This is a genomic window from Variovorax sp. 05T418, assembly GCF_056396385.1.
The window spans coordinates 21,405-43,629 of record NZ_JBFTLJ010000026.1 but is presented as its reverse complement, the minus strand read 5'-3'; the positions used below and the strand labels follow the sequence as shown (position 1 = coordinate 43,629).

The following is a 22,225-nucleotide window of genomic DNA, read 5'->3' as shown; positions in this document are numbered from 1 at the left end:
GGCGGCCCCGCGTAAAACCCGGCATGCCCCTGCGGCCGATGGCTGCAAAATCGAAGGCTGCGCAAACTCCGGGCCCGGTGCCTGCAGGCGGCCCCGGACACCCTCCAACCAGCGAAGATCTTTTCCAATGACAGTCAACTACACCCGGATCGGCGTCGTCGGCGCCGGCGCCATGGGCCGAGGCATCGCACAGATCGCGGCCCAGGCGGGCAGCGAAGTGCTGCTGCTCGACAGTTTTGCAGGTGCCGCCGAACGCGGGCGCGAAGCCCTCGCGGCCCAATGGAACAAGCTGCACGAGAAGGGCAAGATCGACGCCGCGGCGCGCGATGCGCAAATCGCCCGCGTGAAGGCGGTCGACTCGGTCGGGGCACTGGCCCAGTGCGACCTGGTCATCGAAGCGGTGGTCGAAGACCTCGAAGTCAAGCGCAAGCTGTTCCGCGAACTCGAAACAGTGGTCGCGCCCACGACCACGCTGGCCACCAACACCTCGTCGCTGTCGGTCACGGCCATTGCGGCCGGGCTCGCGCATCCGGAGCGCGTGGCGGGCTTTCACTTCTTCAACCCGGTGCCGCTGATGAAGGTGGTCGAGGTGGTGGCCGGCTTCAAGACTTCGGCCGAGGTCTGCAAGCAGCTCGCGGGCTATGCGGTGCAGATGGGCCACAGCGCCGTGCAGGCGCAGGACACGCCGGGCTTCATCGTCAACCACGCGGGCCGCGGCTACGGCACGGAAGCACTGCGCATCGTCGGCGAAGGCGTGGCCGATTTCGCCACCATCGACCGCATCCTGAAGGAGCAGGCCGGCTTTCGCCTGGGCCCCTTCGAGCTGATGGACCTGACCGCGCTCGATGTGTCGCATCCGGTGATGGAATCGATCTACCACCAGTACTACGAGGAGCCGCGCTTCCGTCCGAGCGTGATCACCGCCCAGCGGCTGGCGGCCGGCGTGCTGGGCCGCAAGACCAATGAAGGCTTCTACCGCTACAACGACGGCGTGATGCAGCAGCCCGCCGAGCCGGCGGTGCCGGTGGTGGCGGCGATGCCCTCGGTCTGGGTTTCGCCGCGCGCTGCGCGCCGGGCCGAGCTGCTGCGGCTGGTGAACGCACTGGGCGCGCAGATCGACAGCGGCGCCACGGCGGCGCCCACGTCGCTGATCCTGGTGGCCCCGCTGGGCTTCGACGTGACCACGGTGGCCGCGGTCGAGCGGCTGGACGCCACGCGCACGATGGGCATCGACATGCTGATCGACGATGCCGCCACCAAGCGCCGCGTGCTCGCCACCAACCCCGCCACGCGGCGCGACATCCGCGATGCGGCGCATGCGCTCTTCGCGCGCGATGCAAAGGCGGTGAGCGTGATCCGCGACAGCGGCGGCTTCGTGACGCAGCGCGTGATCGGCACCATCGTGAACATTGCCGCCGACATGTGCCAGCAGCGCGTCTGCTCGCCGGCCGACCTCGAAACCGCGGTCCAGCTGGGCCTGGGCTATCCGCGCGGCCCGCTGGCCATGGGCAACCTGTACGGCCCGACCAACATGCTCGAAGTGCTGTTCAACCTGCAGACCGTCTACGGCGATCCGCGCTACCGCCCCAGCCCCTGGCTGCGCCGCCGCGGTGCGATCGGCCTGAGCCTGCTGCACGAAGAAGAATAAGCAGACCAACACCAAAAAACGAAAGCATCACAGCGATGACCGCCGAACTGAAGAGCACCAGCGAGGGACGCACCATGGTGCTGACGATCGCCAACCCGACCCAGCGCAATGCCCTGGGCCCCGAGATCTACGCCGCAGGCATCGAGGCGCTCAACGGCGCCGAGAGCAGCGATGAGATCCGCAGCGTCGTCATCGTGGGCGAAGCCGCATGGTTCTGCGCCGGCGGCTCGCTGCAGCGGCTGTCCGACAACCGGCAGCGCGATCCTTCGGTGCAGGCCGAAAGCATCGAGGGCCTGCACAACTGGATCGACTCGATCCGCGCCTTCCCCAAGCCCATCATCGCGGCGGTCGAAGGCGCGGCCGCAGGTGCCGGCTTCTCGCTGGCACTGGCCTGCGATTTCGTGGTGGCCGCGCGCGACGCGGTCTTTGCGGCGTCGTACAGCAACGTGGCGCTCTCGCCCGACGGCGGCCTGAGCTGGCAGCTCGCGCGTGCATTGCCGCGCCAGCTGGCCAGCGAGTGGCTGATGTGCGGCGAGCGCATCGGCGCGCCGCGGCTGCATGCGCTCGGGCTGGTCAACGAACTGAGCGAGCACGGCCAGGCGCTTGCAAGCGCCCTGGCGCTGGCGGCCCGGCTCAATGCACGCGCGCCCAATTCGCTGGCCAGCATCAAGGAGCTGCTGAGCGAAGCGCCCGGCGCCACCTTCGCGTCGCAGCTCTCGCAGGAGCGCGACCATTTCGTTCGCAACCTGCACCACCCGAATGCGGGCGTCGGCATTGCCGCGTTCATCGACAAGAAACCACCGCACTACGAGTAGCGGCACGCCGTCGCTCCTGCGACACCCCTCAGTTTTTCAGTCGCCGACAGGACAGACCAATGGACGACCCCATTCTTACCATCGAAGAACGTGAAGCGATCAACAGTGGTCGCTGGTTTTCTTCTCTTTCTCCATCGCTACGGCACGACATCCTCCGATGTGCTTTCGTCAAACGCTTCAAGGACGGCGACCTGATCGCTGCCCGCGGCGACCCTCCCGACCACTGGATCGCCTGCGCCAAGGGCGCGGTGCGCGTCAGCTCGACGGCCGTCTCGGGCAAGCAGGTGACGCTGACCTACGTGGAGCCGGGCATCTGGTTCGGCGACGTGGCGATGTTCGACGGGGACCGGCGCACGCACGATGCCTATGCGCATGGGGACACCACCATCCTGTGCGTGGCGCGGGCCGACTTCCAGAAGATCCTGGCTGCGCACGTGGAGCTGTACGAAGCGCTGATGCGGCTGCAGGCGCGCCGCATCCGCACGCTGTTCGGGCTGGTGGAAGACCTCAACACCCTGCCCCTGCGTGCACGCCTGGCCAAGCAGCTCATCCACCTGGTGCGCAGCTACGGCGTGCCCAACCTGGAAGACGGCAGCCAGATGCGCATCGGCCTGCAGCTGGCGCAGGAAGAACTCGCCCAGCTGCTCGGCGCCTCGCGCCAGCGCGTCAACCAGGAACTCAAGACCATGGAACGCGAGGGCACCATCCGCATCGAGCCGGGCGGCCTGGTCGTATTGGACCGCGCAGCATTGATGCGCGTCTCGGAAGCAGATCATTGACATGAGCCAGGACTTCTCCAACTTCATCGGCACCCGTGCGGTCTCGCAGCAGCATGCCTTCGACGTCGAGGCGCTCGCCGCGTGGCTGGCGAAGAACCTCGACGGCTTCCAGGGACCGCTGACGGTCGAGATGTTCAAGGGCGGGCAATCGAACCCGACCTACAAGCTCGTCACGCCCACGCAGAGCTACGTGATGCGCGCCAAGCCGGGCCCGGTTGCCAAGCTGCTGCCCTCGGCCCATGCGGTGGAGCGTGAATTCAAGGTCATGAGCGGCCTGGCCGGCACCGGCGTGCCCGTGCCGCGCATGCATTGCCTGTGCGAGGACGAAGCCGTGATCGGCCGCGCTTTCTACGTGATGGAGTTCATGCAGGGCCGCGTGCTGTGGGACCAGGCCCTGCCCGGCATGGACAACGCCGGGCGCGCGGCCATCTACGACGAGATGAACCGCGTCATCGCGGCGCTGCACACCGTGAAGTTCGCCGAGCGCGGCCTTGCGGACTACGGCAAGCCCGGCAACTACTTCGAGCGCCAGATCGGCCGCTGGAGCAAGCAGTACAAGGCCTCGGCCGATGGCGCCGGTGAACTGTCGCAGCCGATCGAGGCCATGGAGCGCCTGATCGACTGGCTTCCCGCCCATATGCCGGCGAGCGCGCGCGACGAGACCAAGGTTTCGATCGTCCATGGCGACTACCGCCTGGACAACGTGATGTTCCATGCCACGGAGCCGCGGATCATCGCGGTGCTCGACTGGGAGCTCTCCACGCTGGGCCATCCGCTGGCGGACTTCAGCTACCACTGCATGTCCTGGCACATGCCCCCCACCACGGGCCGCGGCATCGGCGGCGTGGATGTCGCGGCGCTGGGCATACCCACCGAGAGCGAATACATCCGCCGCTACTGCGAGCGCACGCGCATCACCACGCCCGAGGCGCTGGCGCCCGACTGGAATTTCTACCAGGCCTACAACCTGTTCCGCATGGCCGCGATCCTGCAAGGCATTGCCAAGCGGGTCGAGGCAGGCACCGCATCGAGCGAGCAGGCCGTGGCTTCGGCCCGCGGCGCGCGCCCCATGGCCGAAATGGCCTGGCAGTTTGCCCAGAAGGCATAACCGCCCCCACACCCCACCAGGAGACAGACGATGGACTTCGAATACTCGGCAAAAACCAAGGAGCTCCAGAAGCGCGTGAGCGCATTCATGGATGCGCACATCTATCCGGCCGAAGCCGAGTATTCCGCCGAGCTGGCCGCCAACACGGCCGCAGGCAAGCGCTGGACCGCGCTCAAGACCGTCGAGAAGCTCAAGGAAAAGGCCAAGGCCCAGGGCCTGTGGAACCTGTTCCTGCCGGTCGACAGCGCGGCCGCCTCGGGCTACGAAGGCGCCGGCCTCACCAACCAGGAATACGCGCCGCTGGCCGAGATCATGGGCCGCGTGCCATGGGCCTCGGAAGCCTTCAACTGCTCGGCGCCGGACACGGGCAACATGGAGACCATTGCCCGCTACGGCTCCGAAGCCATCAAGGCGCGCTGGCTCAAGCCGCTGCTCGAAGGCCAGATCCGCTCGGCCTTCGCCATGACCGAACCCGATGTCGCCTCCAGCGACGCGACCAACATCTCGACCCGCATCGAGCGCCAGGGCGACGAGTACGTCATCAACGGCCGCAAGTGGTGGATCTCGGGCGCTGCCGATCCGCGCTGCGCCGTCTTCATCACCATGGGCAAGAGCGACCCCGACGCGCCGCGGCATTCGCAGCAGAGCATGATCATCGTGCCGGCCGACGCCAAGGGCATCCGCATCGTGCGGCCGCTCAACGTGATGGGCTACGACGACGCGCCGCACGGCCACGTCGAGATGTACTTCGAGAACGTGCGCGTGCCGGCCGACAACATGCTGCTCGGCGAAGGCCGCGGCTTCGAAATTGCCCAGGGCCGCCTCGGCCCCGGACGCATCCACCACTGCATGCGCCTGATCGGCCTGGCCGAGCGCGCGCTCGAGCTGATGTGCAAGCGCGCCTCCTCGCGCGTGGCCTTCGGCAAGACCGTCGCCTCGCAGACCGTCACGCAGGAGCGCATCGCCGAAGCGCGCTGCAAGATCGACATGGCGCGCCTGCTCACGCTCAAGGCCGCATGGCTGATGGACGTGGCCGGCAACAAGGTCGCCAAGAACGAGATCGCGATGATCAAGGTGGTCGCGCCCAGCATGGCCTGCCAGGTGATCGACTGGGCCATGCAGGTCCACGGCGGCGGCGGCATGTCCGATGACTTCCCGCTCGCCTACGCCTATGCCGGCGCGCGCACGCTGCGCTTCGCGGACGGCCCGGACGAAGTGCACCGCAATGCGATCGCCAAGTGGGAGCTGGGCAAGTACGCGCCGAACAAGGGCGATGCCGACATGCCCGTCACGCGCTTCTGATTTGTGAGGGCCGACGGCGAACCATGCGCCTCGGCCCTTTTCTCTTTCAGAGCTTCTTCTGCAAAAAGACGGCGTGCCCGAACGCCGGATCGAGCTGATAGCCGGCGAAGCCCTCGCGTTCATAGCTGCGCAGCGCCGGCGCATTGCCCGACAGCACCTCGAGCGTGAGCTTGCAGGCGCCGCGCGCGCGGGCCTCCTGCTCCACCCGCGCAAGCATGCGCTGCGCGATGCGCCGGCCGCGATGGCTGGGCAGCACGACCACGTCGTGCACATTGACCAGCGGCTTGCAGGCGAAGGTCGAGAAGCCTTCGATGCAGTTGACCAGGCCCACGGGCGTTGGCCCGTCGTACGCGAGCACGCTGAAGGCTTGCGGCCTCGCGGCCAGCGCCGCAGGCAGCTCGGCCAGCACACCCGCTTCGAGCGGCGTGCCGCCGCCCGCGGGATCGCGTGCGTAGGCGTCGAGCAGGCCGACCAGCGCAGCCGCGTGCGCGGCGTTGCGGTAGTCCGCCAGCACGACCTCGACCATCGTCACCGTGCAGGTTCCAGGGTGGCGGCAAGCCGCTGCGCGCAAGACTGCGCCTGCTTCGCATCGCGCGCCTCGACCATCACGCGCACCAGCGGTTCGGTGCCGCTCGCACGGATCAGCACACGGCCGCTGTCGCCGAGCTCGGCTTCGATGCGGCGCGTTTCGCCGGCCAGCGCATCGTTGTTCTTCCAGTCCTGTCCCGGCGTCAGGCGGACATTGATCAGCACCTGCGGAAACAGCGTGATCTCCGCGAGCAGCTGCGCCACCGTCTTGCCGCTGCGCACGCAGGCCTGCAGCACCTGCAGCGCGCTCACGATGCCGTCCCCGGTGGTGTGGCGGTCGAGCGCCAGCAGGTGGCCCGAGCCCTCGCCGCCCAGGAGCCAGCCGCGCTTTTCGAGTTCCTCGAGCACATAGCGGTCGCCCACCTTGGCGCGCACCAGCTCGATGCCCTGCCCGCGCAGCGCCACCTCGATCGCCTTGTTGGTCATGAGCGTGCCGACCACGCCTGCCGGCTTGTCGCCGCGCGCGATGCGCTCCGCCACCATGAGGTAGAGCAGCTCGTCGCCATTGAACAGCCGCCCGCTGGCGTCGACCAGTTGCAGGCGATCGGCGTCGCCGTCGAGCGCGATGCCGTAGTCGGCCTTCTGCGCCGTGACGGCCTCGACCAGCGCGGCCGGATGGGTCGCGCCGAAGCCCTTGTTGATGTTGAGGCCGTCGGGTGCGCAGCCGATGCTGCTGACCTCGGCACCCAGTTCGTGGAACACATTCGGCGCCACCTGGTAGGCCGCGCCATGCGCCGCATCGACCACGAGCTTCATGCCGCGCAGCGTCAGGTCGTTGGCGAAGGTGCTCTTGCAGAACTCGATGTAGCGGCCCGGCGCGTCGTTGAGGCGGCGTGCCTTGCCGAGATTGGCGGAGTCGACCCACACGGGAGCCTCCTCGAGCGCGGCTTCCACTGCAAGCTCCCATGCATCGTCGAGCTTGGTTCCCTGCGCGCTGAAGAACTTGATGCCGTTATCTGGATAGGCGTTGTGGCTGGCGCTGATCACCACGCCCAGGCTCGCGCGCTGGGCGCGGGTCAGGTAGGCGACGCCGGGCGTCGGCAGCGGCCCCAGCAGCACCACGTCGACCCCCGCGGAGTTGAAGCCCGACTCCAGCGCGGACTCGAGCATGTAGCCCGAGATGCGCGTGTCCTTGCCGATCAGCACCGTGGGGCGCGCCTCGCTCTTCTTGAGCACGCGGCCCACGGCATGCGCGAGGCGCAGCACGAAATCGGGCGTGATGGGCGACTGGCCGACCGTGCCGCGGATGCCGTCGGTGCCAAAGTATTTGCGGGTCATGGATTCGTTCTTGTTCTCGGGTTTTGTTATGGATGTGTCTCTTCGGCCTTCATGGCGCGCCACACGGCGATGGCCGCCACGGTGTCGCGCACGTCGTGCACCCGCACGATGGCCGCGCCGCGGTCCACGGCCAGCACCGCCGCAGTCACGCTGGGCACCAGGCGCTCGGCGGCCGCCGGAATGCCGCTGACCGTGCCGATCGACGATTTGCGCGACCAGCCCAGCAGCAGCGGACAGCCGGCATCGAGCAGTTCGCGCTGGCGCGCCAGCAGCGCAAAATTCTGCGCCACGGTCTTGCCGAAGCCGATGCCCGGGTCCAGCGTGATCCGCGACGGATCGACCTTCAGCGCCTGCAACCGGGCCACCTGCTCCGCCCAGAACGACAGCACCTGGGGCACCACGTCGCCCTGCATGGGCGCGGTCTGCATGGTCTGCGGATCCCGATGCATGTGCATCAGGCAGATGCCGCACGAGGGATGCGCCGCCACCGTTTCGCGCGCACCGGGCCGGCGCAGCGCCCAGACGTCGTTGACGATGTCGGCGCCCAGTTCGAGCACCGCGCGCATGACTTCCGGCTTGTAGGTGTCGATGGACAGCGGCACGTTGAGCTTGACGGCTTCCCGGACCACCGGCAACACGCGTGCAAGTTCCGCATCGAGCGGCACGGCCGGGCTGCCGGGGCGGGTCGACTCGCCCCCAATGTCGAGGATGTCGGCGCCCTCCTTCAGCAACTGCTCGCAATGCCGCAGCGCGGCCTCGGTGGAAGCATGCGCGCCGCCGTCGGAGAAGGAGTCGGGGGTGACGTTGACGATGCCCATCACGCGCGGCTGCGCGAGATCGATTGCAAAACGGCCGGCCTGCCAGACCACCGCGGGGGCCATCGTCATGCGGCACCTTCATCATCGAAAACGGGGCCCATGGCCCCGTTGGTGTTGAACACCGGATTCACTTCAGGCCACTGTGGGTGCCGGATCCGGATTGACTGCCGGCGTGCCGCCGCTGCCGCCACTGCCCGAAGGCGGAATGCGCGGCGTCCAGTCCTTGGGCGGGCGCGGTGCGCGGCCGGCCATGATGTCGTCGAGCTGTTCCGTGTCGATGGTTTCCCATTCGAGCAGGGCCTTGGCCATGACGTGCATCTTGTCGCTGTTTTCCTCGATCAGGCGGCGCGCCAGGGCGTACTGCTCGTCGATGATGCGGCGCACTTCGGCGTCGACCTTTTCCATGGTCTGCTCGCTCATGTTGGTGGTCTTGGTGACCGAGCGGCCGAGGAACACTTCGCCTTCGTTCTCGGCATAGACCATCGGTCCCAGCGCGTCGGTCATGCCGTAGCGCGTGACCATGTCGCGGGCGATGGAGGTCGCGCGCTCGAAGTCGTTGCTGGCGCCGGTGGTCATCTGGTGCATGAACACTTCTTCGGCGATGCGGCCGCCGAACAGCATGCTGATCTGGTTCAGCATGTATTCGCGGTCATAGCTGTAGCGGTCCTGCGCCGGCAGGCTCATGGTCACGCCCAGGGCCCGGCCACGCGGGATGATGGTGACCTTGTGGACCGGATCGCACTTGGGCAGCAGCTTGCCGATGAGCGCGTGGCCGGACTCGTGGTAGGCCGTGTTGCGGCGCTCTTCCTCGGGCATGACCATGCTCTTGCGCTCGGGGCCCATGAAGATCTTGTCCTTGGCCTTCTCGAAGTCCTGCATCTCGACCACGCGCGCATTGCGGCGTGCAGCCATCAGTGCGGCTTCGTTGCAGAGGTTGGCCAGGTCGGCGCCGGACATGCCGGGCGTGCCGCGCGCAATGACGCTCGGGTTCACGTCCTGGCCGAGCGGCACCTTGCGCATGTGAACGCCCAGGATCTGCTCGCGGCCGCGGATGTCGGGCAGCGTCACGTACACCTGGCGGTCGAAGCGGCCCGGGCGCAGCAGCGCGGCGTCCAGGATGTCCGGGCGGTTGGTGGCAGCCACCACGATCACGCCCAGGTTAGTTTCGAAGCCGTCCATCTCCACCAGCATCTGGTTCAGCGTTTGCTCGCGCTCGTCGTTGCCGCCACCCAGGCCGGCACCGCGCTGGCGGCCCACCGCATCGATTTCGTCGATGAAGATGATGCAGGGCGCGTTCTTCTTGGCGTTCTCGAACATGTCGCGCACGCGCGCCGCGCCCACGCCGACGAACATTTCGACGAAGTCCGAACCCGAGATCGAGAAGAACGGCACCTTGGCTTCACCTGCAATCGACTTGGCCAGCAAGGTCTTGCCGGTGCCCGGAGGGCCGACCAGCAGCAGGCCGCGCGGAATGCGGCCGCCAAGCTTCTGGAAGCGCTGCGGGTCCTTCAGGAAGTCGACCACCTCGCGGACCTCCTCCTTGGCCTCGTCGCAGCCCGCGACGTCGGCAAAAGTGACCGTGTTGTTGTTCTCGTCCATCATGCGGGCCTTGCTCTTGCCGAAGCTGAACGCCCCGCCCTTGCCGCCGCCCTGCATCTGCCGCATGAAGTAGATCCAGACCCCGATCAGGAGCAGCATCGGCCCCCAGCTCACCAAGAGCGTCATGAGGAGCGAGCCCTCTTCGCGCGGCTTGACGTCGAACTTGACGTTGTGGTCGATCAGGTCGCCCACCAGGCCGCGGTCGAGCACGGTGGCGGTCGTGCGGATCTTGCGATCCTCGTTGGTGACGGCCACGATCTCTCCGCCGCCCGCACCTTCAGGAATGACGGCGCTCTTGATCTGGTTGTTTCGGACCTGATCCAGGAACTCCGAATAGCTCACCGTCCCTGAGCCGACGCCGCCGCGGGTGTCGAACTGCTTGAACACAGTGAACAACACCATGGCAATGACGAGCCATACGGCAACTTTGGAAAACCACTGATTGTTCAAACGAAGCTCCAGTCGAAAGCGCGTGACAAGATTGTGAAAAGAACGCGCTATGGATACGCAATTGCGCCCCATTTTAGGCTTTTCAAGCTGCGAAAAGCGGGCATTTCCCTAAAGCAGCCATAGCCGGACAAGGGTTTGCGCCCCATGGGCACGCTTTGCGGGGCCCGGCGTCAAGGTATCAAAGCGTTTCCTGAGCCTTCAGACCCATGCCGACAAGGAAGGTTTCCGATGATTTGTCACGCGAGGCCTTGGGTTTGAAGGGCTTCACGGTGCGGAAGTTCGCCTTGAACAGCTTCACCAGCTCGTCATAGCCGCTGCCATGGAAGAGCTTGGCCACCAGTGCCCCCTCGGGCTTCAGGTGGTGCTGGGCAAAGTCGATGGCCAGCTCGATCAGGTGCGCCACGCGGGCCGCATCGGCCGAATGGATGCCCGACAGGTTCGGGGCCATGTCGGAAACCACCAGGTCGGCCTTCCGGCCGGCCAGCACGCCCAGCACCTGTTCCAGCAGTTCCGCCTCGCGGAAATCGCCCTGCAGGAAGGTCACGCCCTCGATCGGCTCCATCGGCAGGATGTCCAGCGCAATGATGGTGCCGTTCAGCTCGCCGGCCGCGGCGCCCTCGGGCGACATGCGCCGGCGCAGGTACTGGCTCCAGGCTCCGGGCGTGGAACCCAGGTCGACCACCAGCTGGCCCGGCTTGACCAGCCCGAGCGATTCGTCGATTTCCTTGAGCTTGTAGGCGGCGCGTGCGCGGTATCCCTCGCGCGTGGCCAGTTTCACATACGGGTCGTTGATGTGGTCGTGCAGCCAGGCTTTGTTGACTTTTTTGCTTTTGGCTTTGGTGCTCATGGAGGTCTTTGTAACGCGTCGATAATACGGGGATGCCCGCCATTCAACTTACCCCTGCCGAGCGCAAGGTGCACCGCGCCGAAGCTCACCACCTGGATCCGATCGTCATGGTCGGTGGAGACGGGCTCACCCCTGCCGTGAAGAAAGAAGCCGACGCGGCGCTCAAGGCCCATGGCCTGATCAAGATCCGCGTCTTCTCCGACGACCGCCTGGCCCGCGATGCCATGCTGCAAGAGCTCGCCGACGAGCTCGGTGCCGCCCCCATCCAGCACATCGGCAAGCTGCTGGTGCTGTGGCGCCCCAAGCCCGAGAAGGAGCGCGTGGTCGATGAAGACCGCATGCCCGGCCCGCGCGACATCAAGGTGCTGAAGTACAGCAAGCGCGGCGGCCAGCGGCCCGAGATCAAGACCCTGCGCGTGCTCGGCAACCAGCGCCTCACGCCCGGCGGCACCATCAAGCGCGCCAAGGCCAAGCGGCCGCTCTCGGCCAAGAAACGCAACCAGGCAGACTGAACTTGGTGCCAGCGCAAGGCGCACAGCGCCACATTCTCTGCATGAAGTGGGGCACGAAATACGGCCCCGAGTACGTCAACCGCCTCTACGCGATGGTGCGCCGCAATCTCAGCGGCGACTTCAAGTTCGTGTGCCTGACGGACGACGGCACCGGCATCCGCCCCGAAGTGACCTGCCTGCCGATCCCGCCGCTCAACCTGCAGCTGGCGCCCGGCCAGCGCGATGGCGCCTGGAAGAAGCTCACCACCTTCGAAAAAGACCTGCACGGCCTGCGCGGCACCGCCCTGTTCCTGGATGTGGACGTGGTCGTGGTCGGCAGCCTCGATGCCTTCTTCGAATACCCCGGCGAGTTCCTGATCATCCACGACTACGCGCGCCCCTGGCGGCGCGAGCGGATCACGGGAAACTCGTCGGTCTACCGCTTCGAGCTCGGCGCCCATGCCGACATCCTGGCGTATTTCCGCGACAACATGGACAAGGTCCAGGCCGAGTACCGCAACGAGCAGACGTACCTGTCCGCCATGCTGCACAAGCAAGGCAAGCTGGGCTACTGGCCCGCGGCCTGGTGTCCGAGCTTCAAGTACCACGGCATCCCGATGTGGCCGGCCAACTACTGGGAAGAGCCCTTCGTGCCCGAGGGTGCGCGCATCATGGTGTTCCACGGCGAATGCAATCCGCCCGACGCGCTGGCGGGCCGGCGCAACCGGGCTTTCCGCTACATCCGGCCGGCGAACTGGGTCGCCAGGTTCTGGAAGGAATGAACGGGAGATAGCGGCAGGGACGGTGCAAGTCGTCCTGCCGCCGTAGGCGTTCAGGCCGTGGCAGGCGCCCGGCCGCCCATGCGCCACAGCAGCGCGCCGGTACAGAGCCACTGGACCACGTACATGCCGCTTCCCACGGCGTGCCATAGCTTGAGGTTGTCGCGCGCGAGTATGCGCGGCGCCACGGCATATTGCTGGAGCAAAGCCAGCAGCAGCGCACCCAGGATCAAAAAGATGGCGGCCATCGAGGCGCTGTCGATGCGCTGGTCCATCTTCGTGCGGAAGTGAACCAAAAGCAGCAGGCCGCAGCCAATCGCGATCCAGCTCTGCGCCTCGAACAGCTGGCCCGCGAAATTGCCGGCCACCGCGGGGTTGCCGAGCCGCGCGAAGAGCATCGGCACCACAATGAAACCGATCGTCGTGAGGCTGCCCCACCAGAAGGCGGCCAGCAGCAGCGCGAGGCGGTCTTTCATCCTGCCTGTCAGATGTAGCGCACCGCCACGATCTCGTAGCGCTTGAGGCCGCCGGGCGCCTGCACCTCGGCGGTGTCGCCTTCTTCCTTGCCGATGAGCGCGCGCGCGATCGGGCTGGAGATGTTGATCAGGCCCAGCTTCAGGTCGGCCTCGTCCTCGCCGACGATCTGGTACTTGACGGCCTCGCCCGATTCTTCTTCCTCGAGTTCCACCGTGGAGCCGAACACCACCTTGCCGCCGGCGTCGAGCTCGGCCGGGTCGATGATCTGGGCGGCCGAAAGCTTGCCCTCGACTTCCTGGATGCGGCCCTCGATGAAGCCCTGGCGGTCCTTGGCGACTTCGTATTCGGCGTTCTCGCTCAGGTCGCCCTGCGCGCGGGCTTCGGAGATGGCATTGATGACCCAGGGGCGGTCCACGGTCTTGAGCTGATGCAGCTCGGCGCGCAGCTTCTCGGCACCGCGCTTGGTAATTGGAATGGTGGCCATGTTTGGTTCTCCATAAAGCGAAACCGCCGAACGCTGCCGTTCGGCGGTCGATTGGGGGACAGGATCAGACGAGTGTGCGTCCGGTCAGCCGGCTCAGGATGGCGAGCGGGCTCGAATCAGGATTGTATTGCTTCGACGCGGGCAGATGAAGGGTCTGCTCGAGCATGTACTGGCCCGCCATGACGGCGTGCGAGGTCTGGTCCGAGAAGCACACCCACACCGACCCCGGCGGAAATTCGGCCCTCTCCTGCGGCGAATTCTCCTGGTAGGCCATGTCCGACTTCATGCCATCGTGCAGCTGCAGCATCAGGTGGTCGTATTCGCTGCGAAACGACTTGGTCACGTGCAGCGCCTGCAGCAGCCTGGCCTGCCAGCGCACATAGGGCTTGGCACGCGGCAGGAAGCGCCTGGCGATGTCCTCGAAAGGCTCGCCCACGCGCCACACGCGCGGTGCGCCCTCGGGGTTGACGTTGGTGAAGACGCGCAGGATGCGCTCGCCGTAGTTGGGCCGCGACGGAAAGGCGTCGACGTGCAGGCGCCGGTCGTCGGCGCGCCACGACTGCACGCGCGTCTCGACCTGTGCCGGCCGGTAGCTGGTCGGCGCCAGGCGCAGTGCCGGCGTGTAGTGCGGCAGCAGGCCGTGGATCAGCTGCTGCGCCTGCGCGCGAAACCGCCCTACCATCGCCGCCGCCGTGCGCTGCACCGCCTCGTCGCCGACGGCGCCCTTGAGCTTGCCGTTGGCATCGAGGCTGATGTTGCGCACGTCGGGCGACAGCAGGCTGGGCGTCAGCAGGCTGCGCTCTTCGGGCAGCAGCTCGAAACCCAGGCGCGGAAAATACAGCACCTTGCCCGCTTCCAGCTGCGCGATCCACGCCTCGTTGGGCGTGGCCGCGCGCCAGTCGCTCAGATCCAGTTCGACGAGCTGCGTTTCCATGGCCACGCTCAGGCGGCAGCCAGCTGCGCGTGCATCTCCTGCACCGAGATCACGCCGAGCTCGTCCATGAAGCCCATGCCCTCGACCGCGGCTTCGGCGCCGAAGATCGTGGTGAAGGTGGTCACGCGGGCCAGCAGCGCCGAGGTGCGGATCTGGCGCGAATCGTTGATCGCGTTGCGGCGCTCTTCCACCGTGTTGATGACCAGCGCAATCTCGTTGTTCTTGATCATGTCCACGATGTGCGGGCGGCCCTCGGTCACCTTGTTCACCGTCGCGCATTCAATGCCCGCGGCACCGATGGCGGCGGCCGTGCCCTTGGTCGCGATGATCTCGAAGCCCAGCTTGACCAGGCCGCGCGCCACTTCCACGGCGCGCGCCTTGTCGTTGTTCTTCACCGAGATGAAGACCTTGCCCGACTTCGGCAGCAGCGTGCCGGCACCGAGCTGCGACTTCACGAAGGCCTCGCCGAAGGTCCTGCCCACGCCCATGACTTCGCCGGTCGACTTCATCTCGGGGCCGAGGATGGTGTCCACGCCAGGGAACTTGACGAACGGGAACACGGCTTCCTTCACGCTGAAGTACGGCGGCGTGACTTCCTTGGTCACGCCCTGCGACTTGAGCGACTGGCCGGCCATGCAGCGCGCCGCCACCTTGGCGAGCTGGATGCCGGTGGCCTTGCTCACGTAGGGCACGGTGCGCGAAGCCCGCGGGTTCACTTCGAGCACGTAGATGACGTCCTTGCCGTCCTTCTGCTGGATCGCGAACTGCACGTTCATCAGGCCCACCACGTTGAGCGCGGCGGCCATCGCGGCGCTCTGGCGCTTCAGTTCGGCAATGGTTTCGGCGCTCAGGCTGTAGGGCGGCAGCGAGCAGGCGGAGTCGCCCGAGTGCACGCCGGCCTGTTCGATGTGCTCCATCACGCCGCCGATCAGGGTCTGGCCCTCGGCGTCGCGGATGCAGTCGACGTCGCATTCGACGGCGTCGTTGAGGAAGCGGTCGAGCAGCACCGGCGAATCGTTGCTGACCTTCACCGCCTCGCGCATGTAGCGCTCGAGGTCGCGCTGCTCGTGCACGATTTCCATCGCGCGGCCGCCGAGCACGTAGCTCGGGCGCACCACCAGCGGATAGCCCAGCGCCGCGGCCTTTTCGAGCGCCTCGGGCTCGGTGCGCGCCGTGGCGTTCGGCGGCTGGCGCAGGCCCAGCTCGTGCAGCAGCTTCTGGAAGCGCTCGCGGTCTTCGGCCGCGTCGATCATGTCGGGCGAGGTGCCGATGATCGGCACGCCGTTGGCCTCGAGGTCGAGCGCGAGCTTCAGCGGCGTCTGGCCGCCGTACTGCACGATCACGCCGAGCGGCTTTTCCTTGTCGACGATCTCGAGCACGTCCTCGAGCGTGAGCGGCTCGAAGTACAGGCGGTCGGAGGTGTCGTAGTCGGTCGACACGGTCTCGGGGTTGCAGTTGACCATGATGGTCTCGTAGCCGTCCTCGCGCATCGCGAGCGCGGCATGCACGCAGCAGTAGTCGAACTCGATGCCTTGGCCGATGCGGTTGGGGCCGCCGCCGAGCACCATGATCTTCTTCTTGTCGGTGGGATCGGCTTCGCACTCGTCCTCGTAGGTCGAGTACATGTAGGCCGTGTTGGTCGCGAACTCGGCCGCGCAGGTATCCACGCGCTTGTAGACCGGGCGCACGCCGAGGGCGCGGCGCTTTTCGCGCACGGCCGTGTCGGTGGTCTTGAGCTGCTTGGCGAGTCGGCGGTCCGAGAAGCCCTTCTTCTTGAGCGCGAGCAGCGTGTCGCGGTCGATGTCGGCCAGCGACTTGGTTTCGAGCTCGAGCTCGATCTTCACGATCTCCTCGATCTGCACCAGGAACCACGGGTCGATCTTGGTCAGCGCGAACACTTCATCGACGCTCAGGCCCATGGCGAAGGCATCGCCCACGTACCAGATGCGCTCAGGGCCGGGCTCGCCCAGTTCCTTCTCGAGCACTTCGCGGTCCTGCGTCTTCTCGTTGAGGCCGTCCACGCCCACTTCGAGGCCGCGCAGCGCCTTCTGGAACGACTCCTGGAAGGTGCGGCCCATGGCCATCACCTCGCCCACCGACTTCATCTGCGTGGTCAGGCGCGAATCGGCCTGCGGGAATTTCTCGAAAGCGAAGCGCGGGATCTTGGTGACCACGTAGTCGATCGACGGCTCGAACGACGCGGGCGTGGCGCCGCCCGTGATTTCGTTGCGCAGCTCGTCGAGCGTGTAGCCCACGGCCAGCTTGGCCGCGACCTTGGCGATCGGGAAGCCCGTGGCCTTGGAGGCCAGCGCCGACGAACGCGACACGCGCGGATTCATCTCGATGACGACCATGCGGCCGTCCTTCGGGTTGATCGAGAACTGCACGTTCGAGCCGCCGGTATCGACGCCGATCTCGCGCAGCACGGCCAGCGAGGCGTTGCGCAGGATCTGGTATTCCTTGTCGGAGAGCGTCTGCGCAGGGGCCACGGTGATCGAGTCGCCGGTGTGCACGCCCATGGGGTCGAGGTTCTCGATCGAGCAGACGATGATGCAGTTGTCGGCCTTGTCGCGCACGACTTCCATCTCATACTCTTTCCAGCCGAGCAGCGACTCTTCGATCAGCAGCTCGTTGGTCGGCGAGGCTTCGATGCCGCGCTTGCAGATGGTCTCGAACTCTTCCGGGTTGTAGGCGATGCCGCCGCCGGTGCCGCCGAGCGTGAAGCTGGGGCGGATCACCGTCGGGAAGCCGACCGACTTCTGCACGGCCCAGGCTTCGTCCATCGAGTGGGCGATGCCGGAGCGCGCCGAGCCGAGGCCGATCTTGGTCATCGCGTCCTTGAACTTCAGGCGGTCCTCGGCCTTGTCGATGGCTTCGGGCGTGGCGCCGATCAGTTCGACCGGCTTGTTGGTGGCCGCGCCGGTGTACTTGTCGAGCACGCCGTGACGCCAGAGGTCGAGCGCGCAGTTCAGCGCCGTCTGGCCGCCCATGGTCGGCAGGATCGCGTCGGGGCGCTCCTTGGCGATGATCTTCTCGACCGTCTGCCAGGTGATCGGCTCGATGTAGGTCACGTCGGCCGTGGCCGGGTCGGTCATGATCGTGGCGGGGTTGCTGTTGATCAGGATGACCTTGTAGCCCTCCTCGCGCAGTGCCTTGCAAGCCTGCACGCCGGAGTAGTCGAACTCGCAGGCCTGGCCGATGATGATCGGGCCGGCGCCGATGATGAGAATGGATTGGAGGTCTGAGCGCTTGGGCATCTTATTTGTCCTTGGTGAAACCGATGCCGCGGCCGCTGTAGGCGCCCGGCTTCGGCTCATCCATCAATTGATGGATCGCGTTGAATACATCGCGAAAGTTCTGGTCGTATCGCTGTTCCAGCGCATTCAGCTTGCGCTTGAGATCGGCATGCTCCGACAGCATGCTGCGCAGCTTGACGAAGGTCCGCATGATCTCGATGTTGACGGCCACCGCGCGTTCGCTGCGCAGCACGCTCGACAGCATGGCCACGCCCTGCTCGGTGAAGGCCACGCTGCGGTAGCGCGCGCCGCCGGAGCCGGGCCTCTCGGGTTTTGAGATCACAAGCTGTGATCTCAAAGCCTCGAGGTCGTGGTTCTCGAGGGTGAAGGCGAAGTCCGCCGGAAAACGATCGAGGTTGCGGCGCATGGCCTGCAACAGCACCCGGGTCTCGACGCCGTAGAGCGCGGCAAGGTCCTGCGCCAGCATGACCTTGAGGCCGCGCAGCACATAGATCTTGCCCTCGGCATCGCGCAATGCGGCGATGACCGAGACGTCGAGCACCGCGGGTGCATCAGCCACGTGCCTGCTCCATGAGCGCGGTGAAGCGGTCGAACAGGTAGCCGATGTCGTGCGGGCCGGGCGAGGCTTCCGGGTGGCCCTGGAAGCAGAACGCCGGCTTGTCGGTGCGCGCAAGGCCCTGCAGCGTGTTGTCGAACAGGCTGATGTGGGTCGCGCGCAGGTTGGCGGGCAGCGACTTCTCGTCGACCGCGAAGCCGTGGTTCTGGCTGGTGATGCTCACTCGGCCGTCGTCCAGGTCCTTCACCGGATGGTTCGCGCCATGGTGGCCGAACTTCATCTTGAAGGTCTTTGCGCCCGAGGCCAGCGCCATGATCTGGTGGCCCAGGCAGATGCCGAAGGTGGGAATGCCGGTCTCGATCAGTTCCTTGACCGCGCTGATGGCGTAGTCGCAGGGCTCCGGGTCGCCCGGGCCATTGGCCAGGAAGATGCCGTCGGGCTTGAGCTTGAGCACGTCGGCCGCGGGCGTCTGCGCCGGCACCACGGTGATGCGCGCACCGCGCTGCGCGATCATGCGCAGGATGTTCTTCTTGACGCCGTAGTCGAAGGCCACCACGTGGAACTTGGGCGTGATCTGCACGCCGTAGCCCGCGCCCAGCTTCCATTCGGTCTCGGTCCATTCGTAGGTCTGCGTGACCGACACCACCTTGGCGAGGTCGAGCCCGGCCATGCTGGGCGCGGCCTTGGCGGCGGCAATGGCCTTGTCGACCAGCGCCTGCGTCACGGCCTCGCCCGCGGCCAGGCCCAGGATGCAGCCGTTCTGCGCGCCGTGGGTGCGCAGGTGGCGCGTGAGCTTGCGGGTGTCGATGTTCGCGATGGCCACCGTCTTGCCGGCCACGAGGTATTCGCTCAGCGTGGCGGTCTTGCGGAAGTTGGAGGCGACGAGGGGCAGGTCCTTGATGATCAGGCCCGCGGCATGGATCTTGTCGGCTTCGATGTCTTCCCCGTTGACGCCGTAGTTGCCGATGTGCGGATACGTGAGCGTCACGATCTGCTGGCAGTAACTCGGGTCGGTGAGGATTTCCTGGTAACCGGTCATGGCGGTGTTGAACACCACTTCGCCGGTCGTGGAGCCGGCGGCTCCGATCGAATTGCCTTGAAAGACCGTGCCGTCTGCGAGCGCCAGGATGGCGGGCGGGAAACTTCCCTTGAGAGACAAAAGCACTGGGTTCTCCGGATGGTTACGGTCGCCCGGAGCCCCAGGCGCGTTGCCTGCGGACTGCTGCTTAAGGGGATTTTGGCGTTAAAGGCGGCCGGGCGACGCTATTGCGAGTAAGCCCCCGATTGTAGCCCGGCGGCATCGCCCTCTCGGGCCTCGGGGGCGGAAAACATTCGCGCCTCATGCCTATGCGGCATTCGAGGATCAGGAAGCCGCCTGGACAAGCGCCGCGGCGCCGCTCGCGTGCAGGCAGATCGCCGCCGCAGCCGCCACGTTCAGCGACTCCTCGCCGCCCGGCTGCGCAATCCGGATGTGATGGCTGGCGCGGGCTTCCAGCGCCGCTGAAACGCCCTGCCCTTCGTGCCCCAGCAGCCATGCGCAGGGATGCGGCAGCCTCGCCTCATGCAGCCAGTCGCCCCGGTGGGAACTGGTGGCCACGAGCGGCACCTTGAGTTCGTCGAGCGCATCGGCCTCCACGCCTTCGATCAGCCGCAGCCCGAAATGCGCGCCCATGCCGGCGCGCAGCACCTTCGGCGCCCACAGGGCGGCCGTGCCCTTGAGCGCGATCACCTGCTTGAACCCGAAAGCCGCCGCGCTGCGCAGGATGGAGCCGGCGTTGCCGGCGTCCTGCAGGCGGTCGAGCACCACGCTGGGCGCATCGGGAAGCAGTTCCGGCCGCGCCGGCAGATCGAGCACGAAGCCCATTGGCGCAGGCGACTCCAGGCCGCTGACGGCCCGCAGCAGATCGTCGTCGACAACTACCGTTTTGATAGCAGAACTCGCCCATTCGGCGGGCGCCGACGGCCAGAAGGACTCCGAAAAGACCGCGACCGCAGGCCGGATGCCGCGCGCAAGCGCCGCCCGGCAGAGATGGTCGCCTTCGAGCCAGACCCGGCCGAGCCTGCGGTAGGCGCCCGGGTCCTGGGCCAGCTTGCGCAGCTCCTTGAGCAGGGGGTTGTCGCGCGAACTGATGTGATTCGCGCCGGTGGGACTGGTCATGCTTCGGCTCAAGGCGCGGTGCGCAGGTCGAGGTGCACAGTCTCGGCCGCCGGAAATTCGGCCGGAACCTGCATCGAGGCCTCGAGCACGAGCGCCGCGGCGCCCTCCGCCGTGCGCGCCAGCGCCGCGGCCACCGGGCTGAACGACCTGCGGTGATGAATGCACGCGCCATGGCGCTGCAGCGCCTCCAGGTGCTCCGGCGTGCCGTAGCCCTTGTGGCCGGCAAAGCCGTAGTGCGGAAACTCCAGGTGCAGTTGCTCGCACAGCCGGTCGCGATGGACCTTGGCCAGGATCGAGGCGGCGGAAATCGCCTTGATCCGCGCGTCGCCCTTGACGATGGCCTCGGCCAGCACGTCGAGCGTGGGCAGGCGGTTGCCGTCGACCAGCACCTTGGCGGGCTTCAGGCGCAGGCCCTCGACTGCGCGGCGCATCGCGAGCATGGTGGCCTGCAGGATGTTGTGGGTGTCGATTTCCTCGACCGTGGCCTGGGCCACCGAGCAGCACAGCGCCTTGGCAAGGATCTGGTCGTTCAGGCGTTCACGCTGCAAGGCCGTGAGCGTCTTGGAATCGGCCAGGCCGCGGATCGGCCGCTGGTCGTCCAGGATGACCGCTGCCGCGACGACCGGGCCGGCCAGTGGCCCGCGGCCCGCCTCGTCGACGCCCGCAACGAGGCCCGGCGCGTCCCACACGAGGGCCGCCTGCTCAGCCTTCAAGAACTTTCTGGATCGCATCGGCGCAAAGTGTGGGCGTATCGCGCTGCAGTTGCACGTGCAGCTCTGAAAATTTTTGTTGCAGCGCCTGCGTTTTCTCGGGCGCGTCGAGCCAGGCGAGCGTGGCGTCGGCCAGCGCCTGCGGCGTGGCGGCCTCCTGCAGCAGCTCGGGCACCACGAATTCACGCGACAGGATGTTGGGCAGGCCGACCCATGGCTGGAGCTGCTTGCGCTGCATCAGGCGCCATGACAGCGCATTCATGTTGTACGCGATGACCATCGGCCGCTTGAACAGCGCCGCCTCGAGCGTGGCGGTGCCGCTGGCGATCAGGGTGGCGTCGCAGGCGGCCAGCGCTGCATGCGACTGGCCGTCGAGCAGTTGCACCCGCCCCGCTGCGCCGCTGGCCTGCAGCAGCGCCTCGACCTCGACGCGCAGCCCCGGCAGGATGGGGGCGACGAAGCGGAGTGCGGGCCGCGCCTTCAGCATCTGCGCCGCGGCGGCGAAGAACCGCGCAGCGAGGTAGCGCACTTCCGAACGGCGGCTGCCCGGCAGCAGGGCCACGACCTGCGCATCCGGCGCAAGGCCGAGGGCCGCGCGCGCCCCGGCGCGGTCGGGCACCATCGGAATCACATTGGCCAGCGGATGGCCGACGTAGCTGCCCTGCACGTCATGTTCGGCCAGCAGTGCCGGCTCGAACGGAAAGATGCACAGCACGTGGTCGGCCGCGGCCCGGATCTTTTCGATGCGGTCGGCGCGCCAGGCCCAGATCGACGGGCAGACGAAGTGCACGGTCTTCATGCCGCGGCTGCGCAGCCCGGCTTCGAGATCGAGATTGAAATCGGGCGCGTCGACGCCGATGAAGAGTTCGGGCCATTCGCGCAGCAGCCGCGCCTTGAGCTGCCGGCGGATGCCCGCGATCTCGGCGTAGTGGCGCAGCACTTCGATGTAGCCGCGCACCGCAAGCTTTTCCTGCGGCCACCAGCTCTGCAGCCCGTGCGCGAGCATGCGGGGCCCGCCGATGCCCATGGTCTGGAGCGAGGGCCAACGCGCCTGCAGGCCGTCGAGAAGAAGGCCTGCGAGCAGGTCGCCGGAAGCTTCTCCCGCGACCAGCGCGAAGCGTCGCTGTTCGTCCTTGCCCATGGCGGC

Annotated in this window: 21 protein-coding genes; 7 read left to right on the top strand and 14 right to left on the bottom strand. The window is 66.9% G+C overall.

The features are described from left to right. Window positions 1-127 precede the first annotated feature (127 nt). From AC1DMS_RS30500 to AC1DMS_RS30480, 5 genes are read left to right on the top strand one after another with little or no spacing between them, the layout of a single operon-like run. The gene (locus AC1DMS_RS30500; protein ID WP_012747740.1) at window positions 128-1,648 is read left to right on the top strand and encodes a 3-hydroxyacyl-CoA dehydrogenase; all 1,521 of its coding nucleotides are present in this window, start codon (window positions 128-130) and stop codon (window positions 1,646-1,648) included. A 35-nt stretch (window positions 1,649-1,683) separates the two neighbouring features. Then, a complete protein-coding gene (locus AC1DMS_RS30495; protein WP_012747739.1) occupies window positions 1,684-2,463 on the top strand; it encodes an oxepin-CoA hydrolase, alternative type in 780 nt (259 codons plus the stop codon). Between the two features lie 59 nt (window positions 2,464-2,522). Beyond that, entirely contained in the window at window positions 2,523-3,242 is a 720-nt protein-coding gene (locus tag AC1DMS_RS30490; RefSeq protein WP_012747738.1) for a Crp/Fnr family transcriptional regulator, read from the top strand. Window position 3,243: 1 nt separating this feature from the next. Continuing rightward, entirely contained in the window at window positions 3,244-4,350 is a 1,107-nt protein-coding gene (locus AC1DMS_RS30485; protein WP_012747737.1) for a phosphotransferase, read from the top strand. A gap of 30 nt (window positions 4,351-4,380) precedes the next feature. Continuing rightward, on the top strand, window positions 4,381-5,652 hold the full coding sequence (locus tag AC1DMS_RS30480; protein WP_012747736.1) for an acyl-CoA dehydrogenase family protein: 1,272 nt from the start codon (window positions 4,381-4,383) through the stop codon (window positions 5,650-5,652). A 46-nt stretch (window positions 5,653-5,698) separates the two neighbouring features. On the opposite strand, the gene AC1DMS_RS30475 is transcribed toward AC1DMS_RS30480, so the two are convergent. The 5 genes from AC1DMS_RS30475 to AC1DMS_RS30455 all read right to left on the bottom strand — a co-directional run bounded on the left by AC1DMS_RS30475 (window position 5,699) and on the right by AC1DMS_RS30455 (window position 11,232). Then, the gene (locus AC1DMS_RS30475) at window positions 5,699-6,178 is read right to left on the bottom strand and encodes a GNAT family N-acetyltransferase (RefSeq protein ID WP_012747735.1); all 480 of its coding nucleotides are present in this window, start codon (window positions 6,176-6,178) and stop codon (window positions 5,699-5,701) included. A 2-nt stretch (window positions 6,179-6,180) separates the two neighbouring features. After that, window positions 6,181-7,518 carry a phosphoglucosamine mutase gene (gene glmM, locus AC1DMS_RS30470; protein WP_012747734.1) on the bottom strand — a complete coding sequence of 446 codons (1,338 nt, stop codon included), beginning with the start codon at window positions 7,516-7,518 and terminating at the stop codon, window positions 6,181-6,183. Between the two features lie 26 nt (window positions 7,519-7,544). After that, window positions 7,545-8,405: a dihydropteroate synthase gene (folP, locus tag AC1DMS_RS30465; protein ID WP_012747733.1), complete on the bottom strand. Its 861-nt coding sequence runs from the start codon at window positions 8,403-8,405 to the stop codon at window positions 7,545-7,547. 63 nt (window positions 8,406-8,468) lie between these two features. Further along, complete coding sequence (gene ftsH / locus AC1DMS_RS30460; protein WP_012747732.1) at window positions 8,469-10,385, bottom strand: ATP-dependent zinc metalloprotease FtsH; 1,917 nt, start codon at window positions 10,383-10,385, stop codon at window positions 8,469-8,471. Between the two features lie 178 nt (window positions 10,386-10,563). Continuing rightward, the gene (locus AC1DMS_RS30455; protein WP_012747731.1) at window positions 10,564-11,232 is read right to left on the bottom strand and encodes an RlmE family RNA methyltransferase; all 669 of its coding nucleotides are present in this window, start codon (window positions 11,230-11,232) and stop codon (window positions 10,564-10,566) included. 32 nt (window positions 11,233-11,264) lie between these two features. Between AC1DMS_RS30455 and AC1DMS_RS30450 the strand changes: the two genes are divergently transcribed. Next, window positions 11,265-11,744 carry a YhbY family RNA-binding protein gene (locus tag AC1DMS_RS30450; protein ID WP_012747730.1) on the top strand — a complete coding sequence of 160 codons (480 nt, stop codon included), beginning with the start codon at window positions 11,265-11,267 and terminating at the stop codon, window positions 11,742-11,744. 41 nt (window positions 11,745-11,785) lie between these two features. Beyond that, the gene (locus AC1DMS_RS30445) at window positions 11,786-12,505 is read left to right on the top strand and encodes a hypothetical protein (RefSeq protein ID WP_049826162.1); all 720 of its coding nucleotides are present in this window, start codon (window positions 11,786-11,788) and stop codon (window positions 12,503-12,505) included. Between the two features lie 50 nt (window positions 12,506-12,555). On the opposite strand, the gene AC1DMS_RS30440 is transcribed toward AC1DMS_RS30445, so the two are convergent. The 9 genes from AC1DMS_RS30440 to lpxB all read right to left on the bottom strand — a co-directional run bounded on the left by AC1DMS_RS30440 (window position 12,556) and on the right by lpxB (window position 22,219). Next, window positions 12,556-12,978 carry a DUF4149 domain-containing protein gene (locus AC1DMS_RS30440; RefSeq protein WP_012747728.1) on the bottom strand — a complete coding sequence of 141 codons (423 nt, stop codon included), beginning with the start codon at window positions 12,976-12,978 and terminating at the stop codon, window positions 12,556-12,558. Between the two features lie 8 nt (window positions 12,979-12,986). Beyond that, on the bottom strand, window positions 12,987-13,463 hold the full coding sequence (greA, locus tag AC1DMS_RS30435; protein ID WP_012747727.1) for a transcription elongation factor GreA: 477 nt from the start codon (window positions 13,461-13,463) through the stop codon (window positions 12,987-12,989). 64 nt (window positions 13,464-13,527) lie between these two features. After that, window positions 13,528-14,397 carry a Kdo hydroxylase KdoO gene (locus AC1DMS_RS30430; RefSeq protein ID WP_012747726.1) on the bottom strand — a complete coding sequence of 290 codons (870 nt, stop codon included), beginning with the start codon at window positions 14,395-14,397 and terminating at the stop codon, window positions 13,528-13,530. 8 nt (window positions 14,398-14,405) lie between these two features. Then, window positions 14,406-17,654, bottom strand: coding sequence for a carbamoyl-phosphate synthase large subunit (carB, locus tag AC1DMS_RS30425; protein WP_012747725.1), 3,249 nt, complete (start codon window positions 17,652-17,654; stop codon window positions 14,406-14,408). A 1-nt stretch (window position 17,655) separates the two neighbouring features. Further along, window positions 17,656-18,213: an ORF6N domain-containing protein gene (locus AC1DMS_RS30420; RefSeq protein ID WP_012747724.1), complete on the bottom strand. Its 558-nt coding sequence runs from the start codon at window positions 18,211-18,213 to the stop codon at window positions 17,656-17,658. Next, a complete protein-coding gene (gene carA / locus AC1DMS_RS30415) occupies window positions 18,206-19,375 on the bottom strand; it encodes a glutamine-hydrolyzing carbamoyl-phosphate synthase small subunit (RefSeq protein WP_012747723.1) in 1,170 nt (389 codons plus the stop codon). The genes AC1DMS_RS30420 and carA overlap by 8 nt, the downstream gene beginning before the upstream one ends. 198 nt (window positions 19,376-19,573) lie before the next feature. Continuing rightward, entirely contained in the window at window positions 19,574-20,368 is a 795-nt protein-coding gene (locus AC1DMS_RS30410; RefSeq protein WP_012747722.1) for a TrmH family RNA methyltransferase, read from the bottom strand. A gap of 8 nt (window positions 20,369-20,376) precedes the next feature. Further along, complete coding sequence (gene rnhB / locus AC1DMS_RS30405) at window positions 20,377-21,099, bottom strand: ribonuclease HII (protein ID WP_012747721.1); 723 nt, start codon at window positions 21,097-21,099, stop codon at window positions 20,377-20,379. Next, window positions 21,071-22,219, bottom strand: coding sequence for a lipid-A-disaccharide synthase (gene lpxB / locus AC1DMS_RS30400; RefSeq protein ID WP_012747720.1), 1,149 nt, complete (start codon window positions 22,217-22,219; stop codon window positions 21,071-21,073). The genes rnhB and lpxB overlap by 29 nt, the downstream gene beginning before the upstream one ends. Window positions 22,220-22,225 lie beyond the last annotated feature (6 nt).